This is a genomic window from Marinitenerispora sediminis, from assembly GCF_003336425.1.
Classification (GTDB): Bacteria; Actinomycetota; Actinomycetes; order Streptosporangiales; family Streptosporangiaceae; genus Marinitenerispora; species Marinitenerispora sediminis.
Map to the genome: position 1 here is coordinate 1 of NZ_QEIO01000112.1, position 18,600 is coordinate 18,600.

The following is an 18,600-nucleotide window of genomic DNA, read 5'->3' on the forward strand; positions in this document are numbered from 1 at the left end:
CCCGGCCGCCTCCGGGGAGGGTCCGGTAGTCGACGGTGACGCCGTCGGCCCAGGAGTCGGCGTCGTAGTCCTGCGGGAAGGTGGAGCGGCCGAGGACGCGGCGGTCGAGGGCACCCCCCGACGGGATCGCCCGAGGAAGCCCCGGACCCGAGGCGCGGACTCGCCCGGGAGCGGAGACGGAAAGCGGCCTCCGGCACTCGGCCGGACCGGCTGGGCCGTGCGGCCGCCGGCGCGCGACGCCGTCTCCGCGCGGCTCCGGGGGGCCGGGATGCCGCCGCATGGCCGCCGGCCGGCCTCGCGGCCCGGCGCGCAGCCAGGAGGAGCGCCCGGTCGCCGACGCCGACCGGGCCGCCCGGCCGGCGTCCACCCGCGGCGCTGCGGGAGCGCACCGCTGAGAGCCCGCCGCTCGGCGCCGCCGGAGCGGCCGCGGCGCGGCCGGGACAGCCGGCCGCCGGCACCGCGGGCGTTCCCCGCGGAAGCGGCTGTGATCGGCTGGCGGAGGGGCACGTACGCGCGGGGCGCGGCCCCGGAGCGACTGGCCGCCGCCGGAGGCGCCATGCGCGGGGAGGGAGCCGGGCACTGTCGCCGCGCCCGCCCCGCCAGTCCGACGGCTGCCGCCGATGGGGCACGAGCGCTCTGGACGTCGCGGCACCAGCCGTACCCGGGACCGCCGTGCCGCGCGCACCACCGGGAAGCCGCGGATACGTACCGCGCCAGCGGATTCCGCCACTGAACGCCGCGGTCCGGCGCGAGCGGCGGGCCGGCGTCCCCCCCGAGCCGCCGTTGACTGCCGCCGGCCCCGACCAGCCCACCGGTCTCCCGCCAACGGACCGGGCGGGCTCCCCGCGGAGCCCGCTGGCGGACGCGGCACCCCGCACGTCCGTCGCGCTGCCGGATCCGGCCGGGCCGGACGGGACGTGCGGAGTCGTCCCCCGGCGCGGGATCATGCCATCGTCTGACATGGCGGTGCGCGCGACCGTGCCGCCGCAGTCCCGTCCCGCACCGCACCGCGACGAGAGAACCAGCGAGACCATGTCCTCCTCCGTGGATCCCCAGAGCCCCTCCCCCCAGTTACCGTCCGGCTTCAGTCCGCTCACGCCGGACGATCCGCGCGTCATCGGCCCCTTCCGGATCGTCGGGCGCGTCGGCGCCGGCGGCATGGGAGCCGTCTTCGGCGCCCTCGACGACGCCGGCCGGCAGGTCGCCGTCAAGGTGATCCATCCGCGGCACGCCGCCGACGCCGAGTACCGGCGCCAGTTCGCCCGCGAGGCCGACCTCGTCCGCCGGGTCGACGCCGAGTGCGCTCCGGCGTTCCTCGGCGCGGACCCCGCGGCCGAGCAGCCCTGGCTGGCCACCGAGTTCGTGCGCGGCCAGACCCTCAAGGAGCACGTGGCCGAGGACGGGCCGCTCACCGGCGCCGCCCTGCTGTCGTTCGCGGCCGGTACCGCCGAGGCGCTCGCCGCCATCCACGCCGCCGGGGTGCTGCACCGCGACATCAAACCCGGCAACGTCATGCTGTCGGCCGAGGGCCCGCGCGTGCTTGACTTCGGCATCGCCCGGGCCGCGGGCGACGACGAGGCGGAGCACGCCGTGTACGGCACACCCGGGTGGATCGCGCCGGAGCGGCTCGACGGTGCGGCGGCCACTCCGCGGTCCGACGTGTTCGCGTGGGGCGGTCTGGTGGTCTACGCCGCGACTGGGCGTGCGCCGTTCGGCAGCGGTGAGGCGCGCACGCTGCTCGCCCGCAGCCGCGAAGGGACCCCCGACCTCGACGGCGTGCCCGACGAGCTGCGGCCGCTCGTCGCACGTGCCCTGGACCCCGATCCGGCGAACCGGCCGGAGGCGGCCGAGGTACTGGACGCCGTCCTCGACCTCGCCGGCGTCGAACCGGCGGAGGCCGGCGCCGACCAGAGGTCCCGGCTGCGCGCCCTCCTGCGGGCGAGCTGGCTCGGCTTCGGGACCGTCGGGCGCGGCGCGGGCCCGTGGATCGCCGTCATCGCGCTGGGCGCCGCGGCGGTGCCCAACGCCGGGGCGGTCGCCGGCGCGGGAGCCGCCGGCGGCCTCGCCGCCGGAGGAGCGGCCGGTGCCGCGGGAGGAGCGGCCGGTGCCGCGGGAGGAGCGGCCGGTGCCGCGGGAGGAGCGGCCGGTGGAGCCGCGGCCGGCGGGGCATCGGCCGCGGCGGCGACGGGCACCATCGCGGGGATGAGCAAGGCCACCGCGCTCATCGTCGCCGGTGCCACCGCCACCGCCGTCGTCACGGGCGGCTGGATCGGCGGCCGCGTCTACGCCGGCGAGCCGATCCTGCCGTTCGGCGCGGCCGCCGAGGAGACCCCCGCCCCGCGCGACGGCACGCCCGTGGAGTTCCGCGGCCTGACCATGTGGCTGCCGGACGGGTGGCAGGCGGAGCGGATCGAGGACGAGTTCGGGCCGCTGTCAGCCCCTGATCCCCGCGTCACCGAGGAGTGGCTGGTGCTCTACCCCGGTGGCCAGGAGGGCTGCGCCGACGTCGACTGGATGTGGGCCGACACCAACGTGCCCTCCTGCGAGCACGTCCGGGTGTTCGGCCCCGGCGGCATCGCCTTCGGCGGTCCCGGCTACGGCCCGATCACCGCGGAGGAGGATCCCGCCCCCCAGTTCATCCCGGCCAGCGAGGTGCCGGGGTGCCCCGAGGGCCGGAGCGTCTACACCGAGGACGACCCCCGCCACGGGGCCGAAGTGGCCGAGACCCGTCCCGTCGGTGACCAGCAGGCCGCCTACCGCGAGGTGACGGTGCCCTGCAGCCAGTGGGAGGATCCGACCGACTGGAGCAGCCCCGTCAACACCCGGTACTACGACCAGCGGTGGTGGCTGCTCCCCGACTCCGAGATCTTCATCCTGGACGGCTACGGCATCGAGGCCCTGGACGGCATCCTCGCCGACGCCGAGGTGCGGCGGGCCGAGCGTCCCGCGACCCAGCCGGTGCGGTTCCGCAACCTGACCTTCGAGGTCCCGGGCGAGTGGGAGGTCGTGCGCAACGAGGGCGAATTCCAGCCCCTGGACCAGGCGGCCGCCAGCGACGACTGGCTGCTCATCGCGACCGACCCCGGCCGCCCGTGCTCGGCGGCCGAGTCGTGGAACAGCCACCACGGCTGCCCGAGCATCATGCTGTTCGGCCCGGGGGGCATCTCGACCGGCTACGCGATGAGCGCCGTCAACGAGAGCCGGCCCTACCATCCGGCCGCCGAGCCCTACACCTGCGACCCCTCCTACGACACCTCCGCGCCCGAGCCCGCGGAGTCGCTCACTCCCCAGGAGGCCGGGCTCGCCGACGTCGGCGACCGCCGGGCGTTCTACCGCGTGTGGTACGTGGGCTGCACCGACGCGCCCGGCGACCGCGTCAGCACCGACGGGCCGACCGTGTTCTACGAGCAGCGCTACTGGCTGCTCCCGGAGTCGCAGATCCTCGTCGTGGACAACCACCGGACCGAGGGCCTCGCCGGCATGCTCGCCGCGGGCGAGGTGACCGCCTAGCGCGGCCGGGCCTGATCCGCCCCGCGGGCGGCGCGGTCGCGCGCCGCCCGCGCCGGGCCCGCCCCCACGCGCGAACCCACAGGTCTCCGGCACCGGGCGGCGGCCGGCGGAGCGCGGTAGGGGTCGGCCGCCCCGATAAACTCGGTGCCATGGCAGCGACCAAGACCTTCCTGACGGGCATCCAGACCTCAGGCGAGCCGCACATCGGCAACTACGTGGGAGCGATCAAGCCGGCCCTCGCGGCGGCGGAGTCCTCCGACACCCTGTACTTCCTCGCCGACTACCACTCGCTGAACACCGTCAAGGACCCGGACCGGCTCCGGCACAACATCCGGTCGGTCGCCGCCACCTGGCTGGCCTGCGGGCTCGACCCCGACCGCACCGTCATCTACCGGCAGTCCAGCGTGCCCGAGGTGTTCGAGCTCTCGGTCATCCTGTCCAGCGTCACCGGCAAGGGCCTGATGAACCGGGCGCACGCCTACAAGGCGGCACGCGACCGCAACGCCGAGGCGGGCAGCGCCGACCTCGACGCCGGCGTCAACATGGGGCTGTTCAACTACCCGCTCCTCATGGCCGCCGACATCCTCGTCATGGAGACCGACTACGTCCCGGTCGGCCGCGACCAGGCCCAGCACCTGGAGTACGCGGCCGATATCGCGGGCTCGTTCAACCACCTCTACGGCGCGTCCTACAGCTTCCCGATCCCGCAGGGCGTCTACAACGAGGGCGACGCCGCGGTCCTGCCGGGCACCGACGGCCGCAAGATGAGCAAGTCCTACGACAACACCATCCCGCTGTTCCTGCCCGAGAACCGGCTCCGGAAGCTGGTGCGGCGCATCCCCACCGACAGCACCCCGGTCGAGGAGCCGAAGAACCCCGACTCCTCGGTGGTGTTCCAGCTGCTCACCCACTTCGAGGAGCCCGCCCGGCTCGCCGAGACCCGTAAGCGCCTGGAGGCCGGCGGCATGGGCTGGGGCGAGCTGAAGGACCAGCTGTTCGAGGCGATCAACACCGAGGTCGCCCCCATGCGGGTCCGCTACGAGCGGCTCATGGAGCCGGACTCCGAGCTCGACGGGATCCTCGCGGCCGGCGCCGTCCGGGCGCGCGAGCGCAGCCGCCGGGTCCTCGCGAAGGTCCGCCGGGCCGTCGGCATCGACTGAGCCCCCGGCACCCGGGCCGCGCGACCGCCGTCCGGCGGCCGGCGCGGCCCGGACCCTCATTCAGGCCACCACCGGTTCGCCCTCCAGGGCGACCCCCGCGGCCCGCAGCTCCGCCAGGGCCGGGGCCACCGTCGCCGGGGAGACGCCCGCCGTCAGGTCGAGCAGGATCCGGGTCGCGAACCCCGCCCGCGCCGCGTCCAGCGCGGTCGCCCGCACGCAGTGGTCCGTCGCGATGCCGACGACGTCCACCTCCGCAACCCCGCGCTCGCGCAGCCAGGACTCCAGCGTGCTGCCGTCCTCGGCCGTTCCCTCGAACCCGCTGTAGGCGGCGGAGTACGCGCCCTTGCTGAACACCGCGGCCACCTCGGACGTGTCCAGCCCGGGGTGGAACTCGGCGCCCGGCGTCCCCGCGACGCAGTGCGGCGGCCACGAGTCCACGAAGTCCGGGGTGGCCGAGAAGTGCCCGCCCGGATCGACGTGGTGGTCGCGGGTCGCCACCACGTGGGCGTAGTCGCCGCGGTGCGCGGCGATCAGCTCCGAGACCGCCTCGGCGACCCGGGCTCCGCCGGCCACCGCCAGGCTGCCGCCCTCGCAGAAGTCGTTCTGCACGTCGACCACGATCAGCGCTCGCACCGTGCTCTCCTCTCGGTCACGTTCTTCCCCGCCGGGAAGGGGCCGGTCCGCTCCCCGCTACGGAGAAGTCCTGCTCGTCGCGGGCCGGACGTGCTGTTCGGTCCCGGCCACGCAGGGGTCTGGTTCGCTTTCGGCCACGCAGATGTGCTGTTCGTTCCCAGCCACGCAGGCGGTTCCCCTCACCCCTGGTCGAACAGGGTCGGGATCGCGGGCTCGCCGCGCGACATCTGCTGCGCGGTGATCGGCAGCTCGGCCAGCGCCATGCGGTGGCGGTCGCGGGCGGCCTCCAGCGGCTCCCGTCCCACGATCTCGCCGGCGGCCACCAGCCGGTGCAGCAGCGGGCGCTCGTGCGGGGCCGGCTCCGGCTCCCGGTCGTACACCAGCTCCGCGGTCGCCGTGCCCTGGTCGGCCAGCCGGCGGGTGCTCCACTTGCGGCCGCCCTTGCTCGGCTTGCCGACGGAGCGCTTGGCGACCGGCGACAGCGGCACGTCCGGGCCCGCACCGTGCGCCCGCGCCACCAGCTTGTACACCAGCGACGCCGTGGGCGCCCCCGAGCCGGTGACCAGCGCGGTGCCCACCCCGTACCCGTCCACCGGCGCGATCGCCAGCGCCTGGATCGCGTGCTCGTCGAGGTCGCCGGTGACGACGATACGGGTGTCGTGCGCCCCGTTCTCGTCCAGCAGCTTGCGCACCTCCCCGGCGAGCACGGACAGGTCGCCTGAGTCGATACGCACCCCGCCCAGCCGGTCGCCGGCGAGCTCGATCCCGGTGCGCACGGCCCGCACCACGTCGTAGGTGTCAACGAGCAGCGTGGTGCCGGGGCCGAGGGCCGCCAGCTGCGCCGCGAAGGCGTGCCGCTCGCTGTCGTGCAGCAGCACGAACGCGTGGGCGCTGGTACCCGCGGTGGGGATAGAGTAGGCGCGCCCGGCCGCCAGGTTGGAGGTGGTGTCGAAGCCCGCCACGTAGGCCGCGCGTGCGGCGGCCACCGCGGCCATCTCGTGGGTGCGGCGCGACCCCATCTCGATCAGCGGGCGGCCCGCCGCCGCCGTGACCATGCGGGAGGCCGCCGAGGCGATGGCGCAGTCGTGGTTGTAGATGGAGAGCGCCACCGTCTCCAGCAGCACGGCCTCGGCGAAGCTGGCCTCCACGACCAGGATGGGGGAGCCCGGGAAGTAGCAGTCGCCCTCGCCGTAGCCCCACACGTCACCGGAGAACCGGTAGCCGGCGAGCCATTCCAGGGTGGGGTCGTCCACGATCCCCGCGTCGGCGAGGTAGTCCAGCGTTCCGGTGTCGAACCGGAACCGCTCCAGCGCGTCCAGGAAGCGCCCGGTCCCGGCGACGACGCCGTAGCGGCGCGCCTCCGGCAACCGCCGCGCGAACATCTCGAACACCGTTCGCCGGTGCGCGGCACCGCTGCGCAGCGCTCCCTGCAACATCGTCAGCTCGTACCGGTCGGTGAGCAGCGCGCTGCTCCAGGGGTCGGTCATGGGATCCAAGCCTAGTTTGTGTCTATCAGGAACAAAATCCCGGCCTCCTCTCGGGAACTCACCAGCACCGTCGGGAGGGATGGAACAATACGAACTACGAGGACGAGAAAGCGTCGAGGAAAAGCCGCGTGTGACGAAACGCGCGGCAGGCCCCCATTCGTTGGACCGGACACACGCGGCGCCGGTGGAGGGGCGTCACGGGGGCCATCGAACGGGGAAGGTGATGTATCCATGACGACCGCGCCGGTCGAACTCGAACGGCCGGACACCGAGGAGCACGTGCGGCCCGATCTCCCCTGGGTGACGATCGTCTGGAACGACCCGATCAACCTGATGTCGTACGTGACCTACGTCTTCCAGACCGTGTTCGGCTACTCCAAGCGCAAGGCCCACAAGCTCATGCTGGACGTGCACCACAAGGGCAGGGCCGTGGTATCCAGCGGGTCCCGTGAGGAGATGGAGCGCGACGTCGCCACCCTCCACGAGTACGGGCTGTGGGCGACGCTCCAGCAGGACAAGTGACCGGCGCCGCCGCGCCGCCCACGCGGACGGAACCGGCACCGACGACGATGGACGAAGGCAGATGACCAGCGGATTCCGGAGCGCTCCCCACGGCGGGGTGAGCATCGACCTCGACCGCGACGAGACCGCCGTGCTGCGGTCGATGGCCAACCTCGTGCTGGAGCTCGTGGAGCCGCCCCCGCCGCAGGACGAGTTCGCCGAGATGGTGGGCATCGGCAGCAGCAGCGAGAAGCCGACCGACCCGGTCCTGGTGCGGCTGTTCCCGGACGCCTACTCCGGTGACGCGGAGTCGGCCGGCGACTTCCGCCGCTACACCGAGGACGGGCTGCGCCGGCACAAGCGTGAGAACGCCAACGCCATGCTGGCGGCGCTGCCCGAGGCGGCCGGCCGGGTCGTCCTCGGACCGGTCGAGGCGCACGCCTGGATGAAGTCGCTGAACGACATCCGCCTCGCGCTGGGCACCCGGCTCGGTGTCGAGGAGGAGAGCTACCAGGCGCACCTGCGGGGCGAGCGGCGGGCGGACGGGGACGACGCGGCCAACACCGCGGCCATGCACATCTACGACTGGCTGGGCGGTCTGCAGGAGACCCTCGTGCACGCGCTCATGCGTTAGCCGGCCGCGCGGACCATCCGCGGGCGGGCGTGCGCGCCCGGAGGCCGGCCGCTGGGCGGCCTCCGGGCGGCGGACCAGCTCAGAGCGTGTTGTTCGCCAGCGCGAGCAGCCGTGCCTCGCTGCCGTTGAAGACGTTGCGGTCGACCCCGCCGCCGATGCCCGGTACCGAGCCGGAGTCGGTGTACTGCCAGAAGGTGTAGACGCCGAACCCCGCCGGCATCGTCGGACTGGCGGCTGTGGTCCAGCTCGCCACCCACAGCGGGTTGGTCGCGGCGAAGGCGCTGCTGCCGCCCGCGCAGTCGTTCCACCAGCCGCGGCTGGTGTAGATCACCACGTCGCGGCCGGTGCGGGCGCGGTAGGTGTTGCTGAAGTCCCGCGTCCAGGCGACGATCTGCGCGGGGCTCATCCCGTAGCAGTGCGGCTGGCCGGCCGTGTCCTCCATGTCCAGCGCGCCGGGCAGCGTCCGGCCGTCGGCCGACCACGCGCCGCCGTTGCGGGCGAAGTAGTCGGCCTGGCTCGCGCCGCTCGACCGGTTCGGCTCGGCGAAGTGGTAGGCGCCGCGGATGATGCCCGCGTTGTAGGCGTTGACGTAGTTGGCGTTGAAGTTCGGGTCGCGGAAGTTCGTGCGCTGGGTCGCCTTGATGTAGGCGAAGCGCACCCCGGAAGCGGCGACGGCCGACCAGTTGATGCTGCCCTGCCAGTGCGAGACGTCGATTCCGGGGACGCCGCCTGGCGCGGCGCGTGCGGCGAGGTCGGGGTCGGAGGACTTCTGGGCGTGCAGGGCCATCTGGCGGGCGTCGGCCGGCTGGGTGCGTTCGGCGGGGTCGGCGAGCGCGGGGGCGGGGGCGAGCGCGGTGACGGCGGCCAGGGTGACGGCCGCGAGCCGCGCCAGCGGTCTCGGTCTCATGGACACGGTGGTGCTCCTTGCGGGGTGGGCGGGGGAGCCCGCAACGGGTGCACGCACGGCCGTCCCGGTGGCCACGCTGGGTGATCGGGTCCTGATCGTCCGTACGCAAGGACATTGCACACGTGACAGAAACCGGGCGGCAATAGGTCCAGAGGCCCATTGAGGCCCGGGACCGGGCGGGCCCCGGAGCGCCACGTGCGCTTTCCCGCCGGGCATGGCCCCAAGCGGCCAGCGCGGACCCCGAATCCTCGGGGCGGGAGGGCGCCGGCCCACCGGGCGGGCCGGTCTCCTACCCAGCCAGTGGGTATGGAACGTTCCTCGGCTAGGCTGAAGGGCATGCTGAGGATTGATCGCTCGATCTACGACGAGATCGTGGCGCACGCCCGCCGCGACCACCCCGACGAGGCGTGCGGCGTCGTCGCCGGCCCGGCCGGTTCCGATCGGCCCGTCCGGTTCGTCGAGATGGTCAACGCCGAACGCTCGCCGACCTTCTACCGCTTCGACTCCCTGGAGCAGCTCAAGGTCTGGCGGGAGATGGAAGCCCGCGACGAGGAACCCGTCGTGATCTACCACTCCCACACCGCGACCGAGGCCTACCCCTCCCGCACCGACGTCTCCTACGCGTCCGAGCCGAACGCCCACTACGTCCTGGTGTCCACCCGGGAGCCGGACACCGTGGAGTTCCGCTCCTACCGGATCGTGGACGGCGCGGTCACGGAGGAGCCCGTCGAGATCACCGGAACCGCCGACCCCGCCTGACCGGCGGACCGACCGCCCCGGAACCGCCGGCCGGTTCCGGAATCAGGGCGCGGCCGGCCACGTTGCACACCTACGCGACGGGTCCGCGACGCGGAGCGACCGCGCGCGGCCCGACGACACCCACGACGCACCAGAGCGCTACGGAGAACCCACTCATGGCCATCGAGGTCAGCATCCCGACCATCCTGCGCAACCTCACGGACGGAGCCAAGACCGTCGAGGGCGAAGGCGGCACCATCGGCGAACTCGTCACCGACCTCGACAAGCGCCACCCCGGCATCGGCGAGCGCCTCGTCGAGGGCGGCGCGCTGCGCCGGTTCGTCAACGTCTACCTCAACGACGAGGACGTCCGGTTCATCGGAGGCATCGACGCGCCGCTGGCCGACGGCGACACCGTCACGATCCTGCCGGCCGTCGCCGGCGGCATGCGCTAGCCGCCATGCGGTTCGATTCGCTCCTCGACTCCCTCGGCAGGACCCCGCTCGTGGGTCTGCCGAGGCTGTCGCCCTCACCCGAAGTCCGGCTCTGGGCCAAGCTGGAGGACCGCAACCCCACCGGCTCGATCAAGGACCGCGCCGCGTGGTACATGGTCGAGCAGGCGGAGAAGGACGGCCGGCTCGCCCCGGGCCGCACCATCCTGGAACCCACGTCCGGCAACACCGGCATCTCGCTGGCCATGGTCGCCCGGCTCCGCGGCTACCGCATCGTCTGCGTCATGCCGGAGAACACCTCGGCCGAGCGCACCCAGCTGCTCCGCATGTGGGGCGCCCGGATCCACTACTCCCCGGCCGAGGGCGGATCCAACGAGGCCGTGCGGGTCGCCAAGCGCATGGCCGAGGAGAACCCGGACTGGGTGATGCTCTACCAGTACGGCAACCCGGCCAACGCCCGGGCCCACTACGAGACCACCGGGCCCGAACTCCTCGCCGACCTGCCCGAGATCACGCACTTCGTCGCTGGGCTCGGCACCACCGGCACCCTGATGGGCGTCGGACGCTACCTGCGCGAGCAGCGGCCCGGCGTCCAGATCGTCGCCGCGGAGCCCCGTTACGGCGAACTCGTCTACGGGCTGCGCAACCTCGACGAGGGGTTCGTCCCGGAGCTCTACGACGAGAGCGTCCTGACGACCCGCTTCTCGGTACCGGCCGAGGCCGCGCTGCGCCGCACTCGCGAACTGCTGGACCAGGAGGGCATCTTCGCCGGGATCTCCACCGGCGGCACCCTGCACGCGGCCCTTGGCGTGGCGGCGCGCGCCGTGCGGGCGGGCGAACGCGCCGACATCGCGTTCGTCGTCGCCGACGGCGGGTGGAAGTACCTCTCCACCGGAGCCTACGAGGGCACCCTGGAGGAGGCCGAGGCGCGCCTCGACGGCCAGCTCTGGGCCTGACCCGCTCTCCCCGCCGGCCTGCGGAGCCCGGGCCGCCCCGGGCTCCGCAGGCCGGCGGTGCCCAAGCACCGCGTCAGGGCCGCCGCCCAACTGCCGCGCCCGGCCGGTGCTCCGCCGCTCGCCGGAGCCCGGCGCCGCCGGCGGGAAGCGGTCCCGTCCGAGAGCGAGCCCGCCGCTGCCCACCGTGCTCGGATCCACTCGGGACGGTCCTGGGGCAGCCGTGCTCCAGGACCGTCCCGGCGGTCCGGCGGAACTCAGCGGCGCGTGGCCACGAGGCGCCGGTGCCGTGCCGGAGCGGCGAGCCGACGGTGCGGGCGGCCGCGGACGCACGTCGGGGCGCCGGTAGGCCGCCGACCGGCGCGACGTGCCCACCGGCCGTGCGCGGCGCCGGGTGCGGGCGGTCGCCCGCGGACGGCGATCACGTCGACCGCGCCCAGCGTGGTCAGCGGTGGCGGCAGCGGACCGTGACGCCGGTCCGAGGCCGAACGCCCAGCCTTCGCCGGGCACGCCGCAGGCCCCGTGCGCCGCCGGTGCACCGGAGACGTCCACCGGCGAGGTGGCGACCCGGCCCCGGCCGATTCCGGAACGGCCACCGCCTCGCCGGGAGCGGGCGCCGGCAAGGGGACCCTGCCCGTCCCCGCCGGCGGTGCGGTTAGGTTCAATGTCGGAATGAGTCGTTTCGAAGCCGCGACCGCGGTGACCAAGCGCGACGGCGGGCCGGACGGCGGGAGCGGCGGATACAGCGCCGAACTCGATCCCGGCTACCTCATCGGCAGCGCCCTCAACGGCGGCTACCTCATGGCGGTCCTCCAGCGCGCCGCCCTCGCCGAGTCCGCGCACCCCCACCCCGTCTCCTCCTCCTTCCACTTCCTGCGCCCCGGCACCGCCGGCCCCGCCGACGCTGAGGTCACCGTGCTGAAGGCCGGGCGGACCGTCACGGCCAGCCAGGTCCTGCTCCGCCAGAACGGCCGGCCGCTCGTCACCGGCCTCCTCACCTCCGCGGCCCTCGACCCGGCCGCCGACCCCGAGTACGGGGTCCCGGCCCCGGACGTGCCGCCCATCGAGAACTGCCGGCCGTTCGACCCGCGGCAGAGCCGCGACGTGATCGGCGGCTTCACGGACCGGGTCGAACTGCGCTTCGCCGCCGACAGCTTCGCCGCCCTGAGCGCGAGCCTCCTGCCCGGCGAAGCGGCGACCGACCGCCCCGCGCCGGCGGGGCGCGTCGAGCTCCTCGGCCACGTCGCTCCCGCGGCGACCGACGGCGGGGCGCCCGCCGACCCCGTCGCGTTCCTGCCGCTCGCGGTGGACGCCCTCCCGCCCATCGTCTCCGTCCTGCGCCCCTGGCAGTGGGCCCCGACCGTCGAGCTCACCTGGCACCTGCGCGCCGTTCCGCACCCCGGGCCCCTCGCCTTCCGCTCGCGGACCGACCTCGTCAGCGACGGCTGGTTCGACGAGACCGTCGACCTGTGGGACGTCAAGGGCCGGCTCGTCGCGCAGAGCCGCCAGCTCGCCCGGGTCGGGCGCTGAGCGGCCCGCGACCCGCCGCACCTGCGGTTTGACGAGGCCGGACCCGGTGAGGGGTAACGTGTGACGGCGTCACATGTGATTCACACCGCCTGAGACGCGGACCACATTCGATACCGCCTGACCAGCCATTGGGGTAGACCCGTAACACGGAGACGGCCCTCCCGTAACATGCGGGGCCCTCCGCGGAGGCATCTCACCGAAAAGGCATTACGACGTGCGACTCACGATCATCGGCTCCTCCGGGAGCTTCCCCGGTCCGGCCAGTCCCGCCTCGTGCTACCTCGTGGAGGTCGACGGGTTCCGGCTGCTCCTGGATCTGGGGAACGGCGCGCTCGGCGCGCTGCAGCGCTACACCGACATCTACGGTATCGACGCGGTCTACCTCAGCCACCTGCACGCCGACCACTGCTTCGACCTGTGCTCCTACTGGGTGGCCCGCACCTACCCGGTCACCGGCCGCAAGCCGCGCATCCCGGTGTACGCCCCGCACGGGGTCGCCGACCGCATGGCCGAGGCGTACGGGCTGGACCCGGACCCCGGCATGCGCGAGACGTTCGACTTCCACGAACTGACGCCCGGCCGGCACTGGATCGGCCCGTTCGCCACCAGGGTCGAGCGCGTCAACCACCCCGTCGAGGCGTTCGGCATCCGCCTGGAGCACGGCGGCGCCGCGCTCACCTACTCGGGGGACACCGGGCCCTGCGACGAACTCGTCCGCCTCGCCCGCGACACCGACCTGTTCCTGTGCGAGTCGTCCTTCCACGACCACCAGGAGCACCCCAAGGACATGCACCTCACCGGCAGCGAGGCCGGCGAGCACGCCAGCCGCGCCGGCGCGCGCCGCCTCGTCCTCACCCACCTGGTGCCGTGGAACGACGACGAGCGGTCACTGGCCGAGGCCCGCGGCACGTTCAGCGGCCCCGTCGAACTCGCGCGACCCGGCACCGTCTACGAGATCTCCGGATCCGGGGCGCGCGGCGCCCAGCGCGCCGCGGTGTCCTGACCACGGCTGGGCGGCGGTTCAGCCGTCGCTGCTCCCCAGCAGGTCCCGCGCCGTCGCCACCGACACGTCCAGCAGGTCCTCGTCGCTGATCCGCTCCGCGTTGCTGGTGCTCGTCACCTGCAGCCCCGGAAGGTGCAGCGAGACCCCGGAGAAGACGCCGCCGCGCCGCCACTGCGCGATGCCGCCCAGCTCCGCCACCTCGGCGGTGGTGAAGAAGTCCGGGTTCGCCGCCACCGAGGCCGGGACATGGCCGGGGTACTCCACCCGGCTGCCGGCCGGCGCGTAGGTCACCATGATGACCTCGCTCCAGTCGTCCCGGCTGAAACCCGCCCACGAGCACTCCAGGCGCACGTCGGTCCGGACCTCCTCGAAGTCGGGTTCGGAGAGCCGGTCCGCGAACGCCGCCATGTGCTCGGTGAGGCCGGTCTCGGCGCAGGACTCCGGGAGCGCGAGCGGTTCGACCGGCTCGGTGCTCGCCCCACCGCTCGGGGTCGGCACCGGCCGCGCGTCGACCTCGGACGGCGGCGGCGACTGCGGAGCGGAGGCGGGCCCCTCGGCCTCGGCGGGTTCGGCCGCGGGGGAGCAGGCGGCCAGCAGCGGTATCACCACGGCGGTCGCGCCGGTGGTCAGCGTACGGGTCCACCGCGCTCGTCCACCCGAGAGCCGGCGGACGACGCCGGGGAGCAGGGGGCTGACGGACAGGGCGGTTCTCGGGGCCAGGCTCATGGTGTGGGACCTTCAGCATCCGCGGGGCCGGGGGGTGCCCCCGCCCGAGAGCATGCGCAGGCGGTGGCGGCAACCATGTTGTCATCTCCCGGGGGTGGGGTCGCAGCCTGAGTGGCGGGAACGGTGGGGCGGCCTGAGTGGCGGGAACGGTGGGGCAGCCTGAGTGGCGTGAGCGCGGGGACCCCGGCTGGAAGAGGACGGCCCACCCGGTCCTCCTCGGCGCGCGGGGACGCCGGCGTCGCTACGCGGCTCAGGGCAGGTCGCCCGCCGCCGCGATCGCGATGCCGACGAGCTCGTCCTGACCCAGGTCCATCCCCACCGCGTTGGCGGTCACACTCACACCGGGCAGGTACAGCACCGCGCTGCGTCCGACCGACCCCAGATCCACGTACTGCAGCTTCCCGCCGAGGTCGGCGGCCTCCGGCGCGCGGTACACGCCCATCTGGCCTTCGGCCTCCGGATCGGCGCCTTCCGGGTCGGCGAACGTCGCACCGCTCTGGAACTGCACGAACAGGTGCGGCCCGGAGTCCGCCGCGCCCCACTGGCAGGACAGCACGGCGGATGTCGCCGTCTCGTCGAACGGCAGCCCCTCGACGTGCGGCGCGACCGCCGCCTCGGCGGCCCCTCCGGCGCACGTGCGGGGAAGCCCGGCGTCGGCCGGATCCGCCGACGCCGTCCCGCCCGCCGGCGACGGCTCCGCCGAGGCGGACGGCCGCGGGGCGGCCACCTGCTCCGCCTCCCCGGCGGCGTCGGCGCCGCAGCCCGCCGCCAGGGCGGTCAGCAGGACCAGCGGGCCGATGAGCGGCGTCCGGCGGTGGTCGCGGGGCATGGACGTCCGCACGTCTGAAGTCATGGCGGGACCCTTCGAGTCCGGGGATCGGAGTGCTCCGGCGGCCGGCCGGCGGGCGACGGCGGGGAGTCGCGCCCCCATGGTGGCACCCCCGGAGTCCGGGCGCCCCCGGGCCCGGCGGGTAGCGCGTCCGGCGTCCGGACGCCCCTGCCCGGCGCCACCGATAGGCTCGCTACATGGCTCGACCCGACGGACGCGCTCCGAACGAACTCCGGCCCGTGACCATCAGCCGCAACTGGCTCCGGCACGCCGAAGGCTCCGCCCTCGTCGAATTCGGCGACACCCGCGTGCTGTGCGCGGCGTCCGTCGAGGACGGGGTTCCGCGCTGGCGGCGCGGCACCGGCGAGGGCTGGGTGACCGCCGAGTACGCGATGCTGCCCCGGGCGACCGACACCCGAGGCGCCCGCGAGTCCGTCAAGGGCAAGATCGGCGGGCGCACGCACGAGATCTCGCGGCTGGTCGGGCGCTCCCTGCGCGCCGTGGTCGACTTCAAGGCGATGGGCGAGCACACCATCACCCTCGACTGCGACGTCCTCCAGGCCGACGGCGGCACCCGGACCGCGGCCATCACCGGCGCCTACGTCGCGCTGGTGGACGCGGTGAAGTACCTCCGGCGGCAGCGCAACCTGAAGAAGAACCCGCTGGCCGGGTCGGTCTCGGCGGTGAGTGTGGGCGTGGTGCAGGGGCAGCCCCGGCTGGACCTCAACTACCTGGAGGACTCGGTCGCGGATACGGACATGAACGTGGTCGTCACCGGCGAGGGCAGGTTCATCGAGGTGCAGGGCACCGCGGAGCGCACCCCCTTCGACCGGGGCACCCTCGACAGCCTCCTCGACCTCGCCGTCGGCGGCTGCACCCAGCTCTCCGAGCTGCAGAAGAAGGCCCTGGCGGGGTGAGCGGAGCCATGACCGAGCGCACTGTCGTCCTGGCGACCCGCAACGCGAAGAAGGTCCCGGAGATGCGGGCGATCCTGGCCGATGCCGGCGTGGACGTCGACGTGGTCGGGCTGGACGGCTATCCCGACGCTCCGGAGGTCCCCGAGACCGAGAACACGTTCAGCGGTAACGCGCTGCTCAAGGCGCGGGCCATCGCCCGCCACACCGGGCTTCCGGCGGTCGCCGACGACTCCGGGCTGCGGGTGGACGAGCTGAACGGGATGCCCGGTGTGCTGTCCGCGCGCTGGTCGGGGAGTTTCGGCGACCGCACTGGCGACCGGGACGCCGCCAACCTCCGACTCGTCCTCGACCAGCTCGCCGACACCCCGGCCGAGCGGCGCGGCGCGCAGTTCGTGTGCGCGGCGGCCGTCGCGCTGCCCACCGGTGCCGAGCACGTGGTGGAGGGGGTGCTCGCGGGCCGCCTCATCAGCGCGCCGCTCGGTGCGAACGGCTTCGGGTACGACCCGATCTTCGTGGCCGACGGCGAGACGCGGACCACCGCGGAGCTGTCGGCGGCGGAGAAGAACGCCATCAGCCACCGCGGCATCGCGTTCCGCCGGTTGGCGGAGGTCCTGCGCGACCTGCTGTAGATCGGGAGTCGGGGCCGTGCCCGCGGCCGGAAGGCCGGCGGCGGGCACGGCCCCGGCGTCACCCGCCCTGGACGTACCCCCAGATCTCGTGCGCGCAGAGCACGATGAACAGCAGGCCCGCGACCGCGAGCCCCACGTTGCTGACGATCCCGTTGCGCCACTCCCGCGGAACCCGGTCGCTGTTCAGCAGCCACAGCAGGGTGAGCGCGAGGAACGGCATGAAGAACGCCCCGAGCACGCCGTAGATGATCACGAGCTGGAAGGGGCGGTCGAACAGCAGCAGGAGCATCGGCGGGAAGGTCAGCCAGAGCAGGTAGCCGCGGAACTCCCAGCTGCGCTCGCGCTCCTCGACGGGGCGGTTGACGCGGCCGCGCAGGTGCCCCACGAAGTCGGCGAACATCAGGCTGACGCCGTGCCAGACGCCGAGGATGGACGAGAACGCCGCCGCGAAGAAGCCGATCAGGAACACGACCGAGATGACGCGGCCGAACCGCTCCTCCAGCACGCCGGCGAGGTCCAGCAGGCCGCGGTCGCCCTCGGACAGGGCGATGTTGGTCGCGTACAGCAGTTCGGCGCCGACGATGAGCATGGCGATCACGAAGATGCCGGTCATGCCGTAGGCCACCCGGTTGTCCCAGCGCATCATCCGCATCCAGGTGGCGTCCCGCCAGCCCTTGGCGTTCACCCAGTAGCCGTACGCGGCCATCGTGATGGTCCCGCCGACGCCGCCGATCAGCCCGAGGGTGTAGACGGCGGAGCCCTGCGGCAGCAGCGGGACGAGGCCCTTGACGGTGGCGACGATGTCGGGGGTGACGAACACGGCCAGGCCGACGACGGTGACGAACATCAGGCCGATGAGCACCGTCATCGCCTTCTCGAAGACGGCGTACTGGTTGAACCAGACGAAGACCAGGCCGGCGACGCCGCACAGCATCGCCCACGCCCAGAGCGGGAGGACGGGGAAGAGCGCGGCCAGGGGGAGGGCGCTCGCCGACATCGCGGTGGCGCCGTAGAGGAAGCCCCAGACGACGATGTAGGGGCCGAAGTAGAAGTGCGTCCAGCGGCCCAGGCTGCTCCAGCCGTCGAAGATGGTCCGCTCCGTGGCGAGGTGCCACCGGCCCGTCGCCTCGGCGAGCGCGATCTTCACCAGGCAGCCGACGATGGTCGCCCACAGCAGGGTGTAGCCGAAGCGTTCACCCGCGATGAGGGTGGCCACCATGTCGCCGGCGCCGACCCCGGTCGCCGCCACGACGATGCCGGGTCCGATGAGTTTCCAACTTGCCTTGCGCTGCTCGGTCAGTGCCACAGGCACCCCTTCCCCAACCTCAACCGCAACCTCAAATGGTGCAAAGAAGCGTATTTCCGTCATCACGCCACGCAATGGGTTCGGTCAAGTCGTCGCCTGATTGATATGGCGCAGGTCACGTGGCCGTGTCGGTGGCGGTGCGCGCGGCGCGGCAGCCGGTGCGGCGCCCCGTGCCGCCGCGGTGCCACGCCGAGAGGCGGGCGGGTTCGGGTTGCGCCGGTGGCGGGATGGGGTAATGTTCTCCGAGTCGCCACTGAGCACCCCTCGGGGGTTCGAAGGCGGCACGGCTTCCGCGGAACCGGTTTGGGGCACTGACTCCGGACGGGTAGACTCGAAGCTGCGGATCCAGGAACCGAGCATCCCGAAGGATGAGCGGCTGGAACCGACTCCCCTCGGACGAGACGGACGCATTCGCGGCCGTTTTCCCGAATCCCGTACCAAGTGAACGCCGGAGATTCTCTGCGGCGAGAACATGGTGTCTGTTCAACAGAAACGCGTTCATCGCGGTCCTGGAGAACGGTAGGGTGTAGGAAAGTCTGTTTATCGGAGAAGGAACGCTGAAAACACCGATTTGGTGCGGCGGAACGGACCTGATAAAGTGGGAGCACAACAAAGCGGAAACGCCGCCTCGATAGAAGAGCGGGACCGGTTGGATCTGGTCGGCTTGTATACGGGTTAGCGGTTG

The 18,600-nt window shown here is 73.4% G+C and carries 17 protein-coding genes; 11 read left to right on the top strand and 6 right to left on the bottom strand.

Annotated elements, in window-relative coordinates; all coding sequences use genetic code 11:
- Positions 1-960: 960 nt before the first annotated feature.
- Positions 961-3,510, top strand: a complete 2,550-nt coding sequence (locus DEF28_RS19395; protein WP_233515412.1) for a serine/threonine-protein kinase — start codon at positions 961-963, stop codon at positions 3,508-3,510.
- Positions 3,511-3,659: 149 nt separating this feature from the next.
- Positions 3,660-4,670 (top strand): tryptophan--tRNA ligase, encoded by a 1,011-nt coding sequence (locus DEF28_RS19400; RefSeq protein ID WP_114399921.1) that lies wholly within the window; start codon positions 3,660-3,662, stop codon positions 4,668-4,670.
- A gap of 60 nt (positions 4,671-4,730) precedes the next feature.
- Here DEF28_RS19400 and DEF28_RS19405 read toward each other — a convergent pair whose 3' ends face one another.
- Positions 4,731-5,303 (bottom strand): nicotinamidase, encoded by a 573-nt coding sequence (locus tag DEF28_RS19405; RefSeq protein ID WP_114399922.1) that lies wholly within the window; start codon positions 5,301-5,303, stop codon positions 4,731-4,733.
- A 179-nt stretch (positions 5,304-5,482) separates the two neighbouring features.
- Positions 5,483-6,790 carry a nicotinate phosphoribosyltransferase gene (locus DEF28_RS19410; protein ID WP_114399923.1) on the bottom strand — a complete coding sequence of 436 codons (1,308 nt, stop codon included), beginning with the start codon at positions 6,788-6,790 and terminating at the stop codon, positions 5,483-5,485.
- Between the two features lie 231 nt (positions 6,791-7,021).
- Here DEF28_RS19410 and clpS point away from each other — a divergent pair, with 231 nt between their 5' ends.
- Together clpS and DEF28_RS19420 are read left to right on the top strand one after the other, a co-directional pair.
- Positions 7,022-7,312 carry an ATP-dependent Clp protease adapter ClpS gene (clpS, locus tag DEF28_RS19415; RefSeq protein WP_114399924.1) on the top strand — a complete coding sequence of 97 codons (291 nt, stop codon included), beginning with the start codon at positions 7,022-7,024 and terminating at the stop codon, positions 7,310-7,312.
- Positions 7,313-7,373: 61 nt separating this feature from the next.
- Positions 7,374-7,925, top strand: a complete 552-nt coding sequence (locus DEF28_RS19420) for a DUF2017 domain-containing protein (RefSeq protein WP_114399925.1) — start codon at positions 7,374-7,376, stop codon at positions 7,923-7,925.
- Between the two features lie 79 nt (positions 7,926-8,004).
- Here DEF28_RS19420 and DEF28_RS19425 read toward each other — a convergent pair whose 3' ends face one another.
- Entirely contained in the window at positions 8,005-8,832 is an 828-nt protein-coding gene (locus DEF28_RS19425; protein ID WP_114399926.1) for a lysozyme, read from the bottom strand.
- A 336-nt stretch (positions 8,833-9,168) separates the two neighbouring features.
- Here DEF28_RS19425 and DEF28_RS19430 point away from each other — a divergent pair, with 336 nt between their 5' ends.
- From DEF28_RS19430 to DEF28_RS19450, 5 genes are all read left to right on the top strand, one after another.
- Positions 9,169-9,591, top strand: coding sequence for a Mov34/MPN/PAD-1 family protein (locus DEF28_RS19430; RefSeq protein WP_114399927.1), 423 nt, complete (start codon positions 9,169-9,171; stop codon positions 9,589-9,591).
- Positions 9,592-9,746: 155 nt separating this feature from the next.
- Positions 9,747-10,025: a MoaD/ThiS family protein gene (locus DEF28_RS19435; protein ID WP_114399928.1), complete on the top strand. Its 279-nt coding sequence runs from the start codon at positions 9,747-9,749 to the stop codon at positions 10,023-10,025.
- A 5-nt stretch (positions 10,026-10,030) separates the two neighbouring features.
- Positions 10,031-10,978, top strand: coding sequence for a PLP-dependent cysteine synthase family protein (locus DEF28_RS19440; protein WP_114399929.1), 948 nt, complete (start codon positions 10,031-10,033; stop codon positions 10,976-10,978).
- Positions 10,979-11,647: 669 nt separating this feature from the next.
- A complete protein-coding gene (locus tag DEF28_RS19445; RefSeq protein WP_114433439.1) occupies positions 11,648-12,505 on the top strand; it encodes a thioesterase family protein in 858 nt (285 codons plus the stop codon).
- Positions 12,506-12,719: 214 nt separating this feature from the next.
- A complete protein-coding gene (locus DEF28_RS19450) occupies positions 12,720-13,508 on the top strand; it encodes an MBL fold metallo-hydrolase (protein WP_114399931.1) in 789 nt (262 codons plus the stop codon).
- Between the two features lie 18 nt (positions 13,509-13,526).
- Here DEF28_RS19450 and DEF28_RS19455 read toward each other — a convergent pair whose 3' ends face one another.
- Both DEF28_RS19455 and DEF28_RS19460 read right to left on the bottom strand, forming a co-directional pair.
- Complete coding sequence (locus tag DEF28_RS19455) at positions 13,527-14,234, bottom strand: hypothetical protein (RefSeq protein WP_114399932.1); 708 nt, start codon at positions 14,232-14,234, stop codon at positions 13,527-13,529.
- Between the two features lie 250 nt (positions 14,235-14,484).
- Complete coding sequence (locus DEF28_RS19460; protein ID WP_147280225.1) at positions 14,485-15,087, bottom strand: hypothetical protein; 603 nt, start codon at positions 15,085-15,087, stop codon at positions 14,485-14,487.
- A 215-nt stretch (positions 15,088-15,302) separates the two neighbouring features.
- Between DEF28_RS19460 and rph the strand changes: the two genes are divergently transcribed.
- Together rph and rdgB are read left to right on the top strand one after the other, a co-directional pair.
- Positions 15,303-15,980, top strand: coding sequence for a ribonuclease PH (gene rph / locus DEF28_RS19465; protein WP_309485844.1), 678 nt, complete (start codon positions 15,303-15,305; stop codon positions 15,978-15,980).
- 8 nt (positions 15,981-15,988) lie between these two features.
- Positions 15,989-16,609, top strand: coding sequence for an RdgB/HAM1 family non-canonical purine NTP pyrophosphatase (rdgB, locus tag DEF28_RS19470; protein WP_114399935.1), 621 nt, complete (start codon positions 15,989-15,991; stop codon positions 16,607-16,609).
- A 58-nt stretch (positions 16,610-16,667) separates the two neighbouring features.
- Here the strand turns inward: rdgB and DEF28_RS19475 are convergent, their stop codons facing one another.
- Positions 16,668-17,921, bottom strand: a complete 1,254-nt coding sequence (locus tag DEF28_RS19475) for an Nramp family divalent metal transporter (RefSeq protein WP_258862661.1) — start codon at positions 17,919-17,921, stop codon at positions 16,668-16,670.
- Between the last annotated feature and the right edge of the window lie 679 nt (positions 17,922-18,600).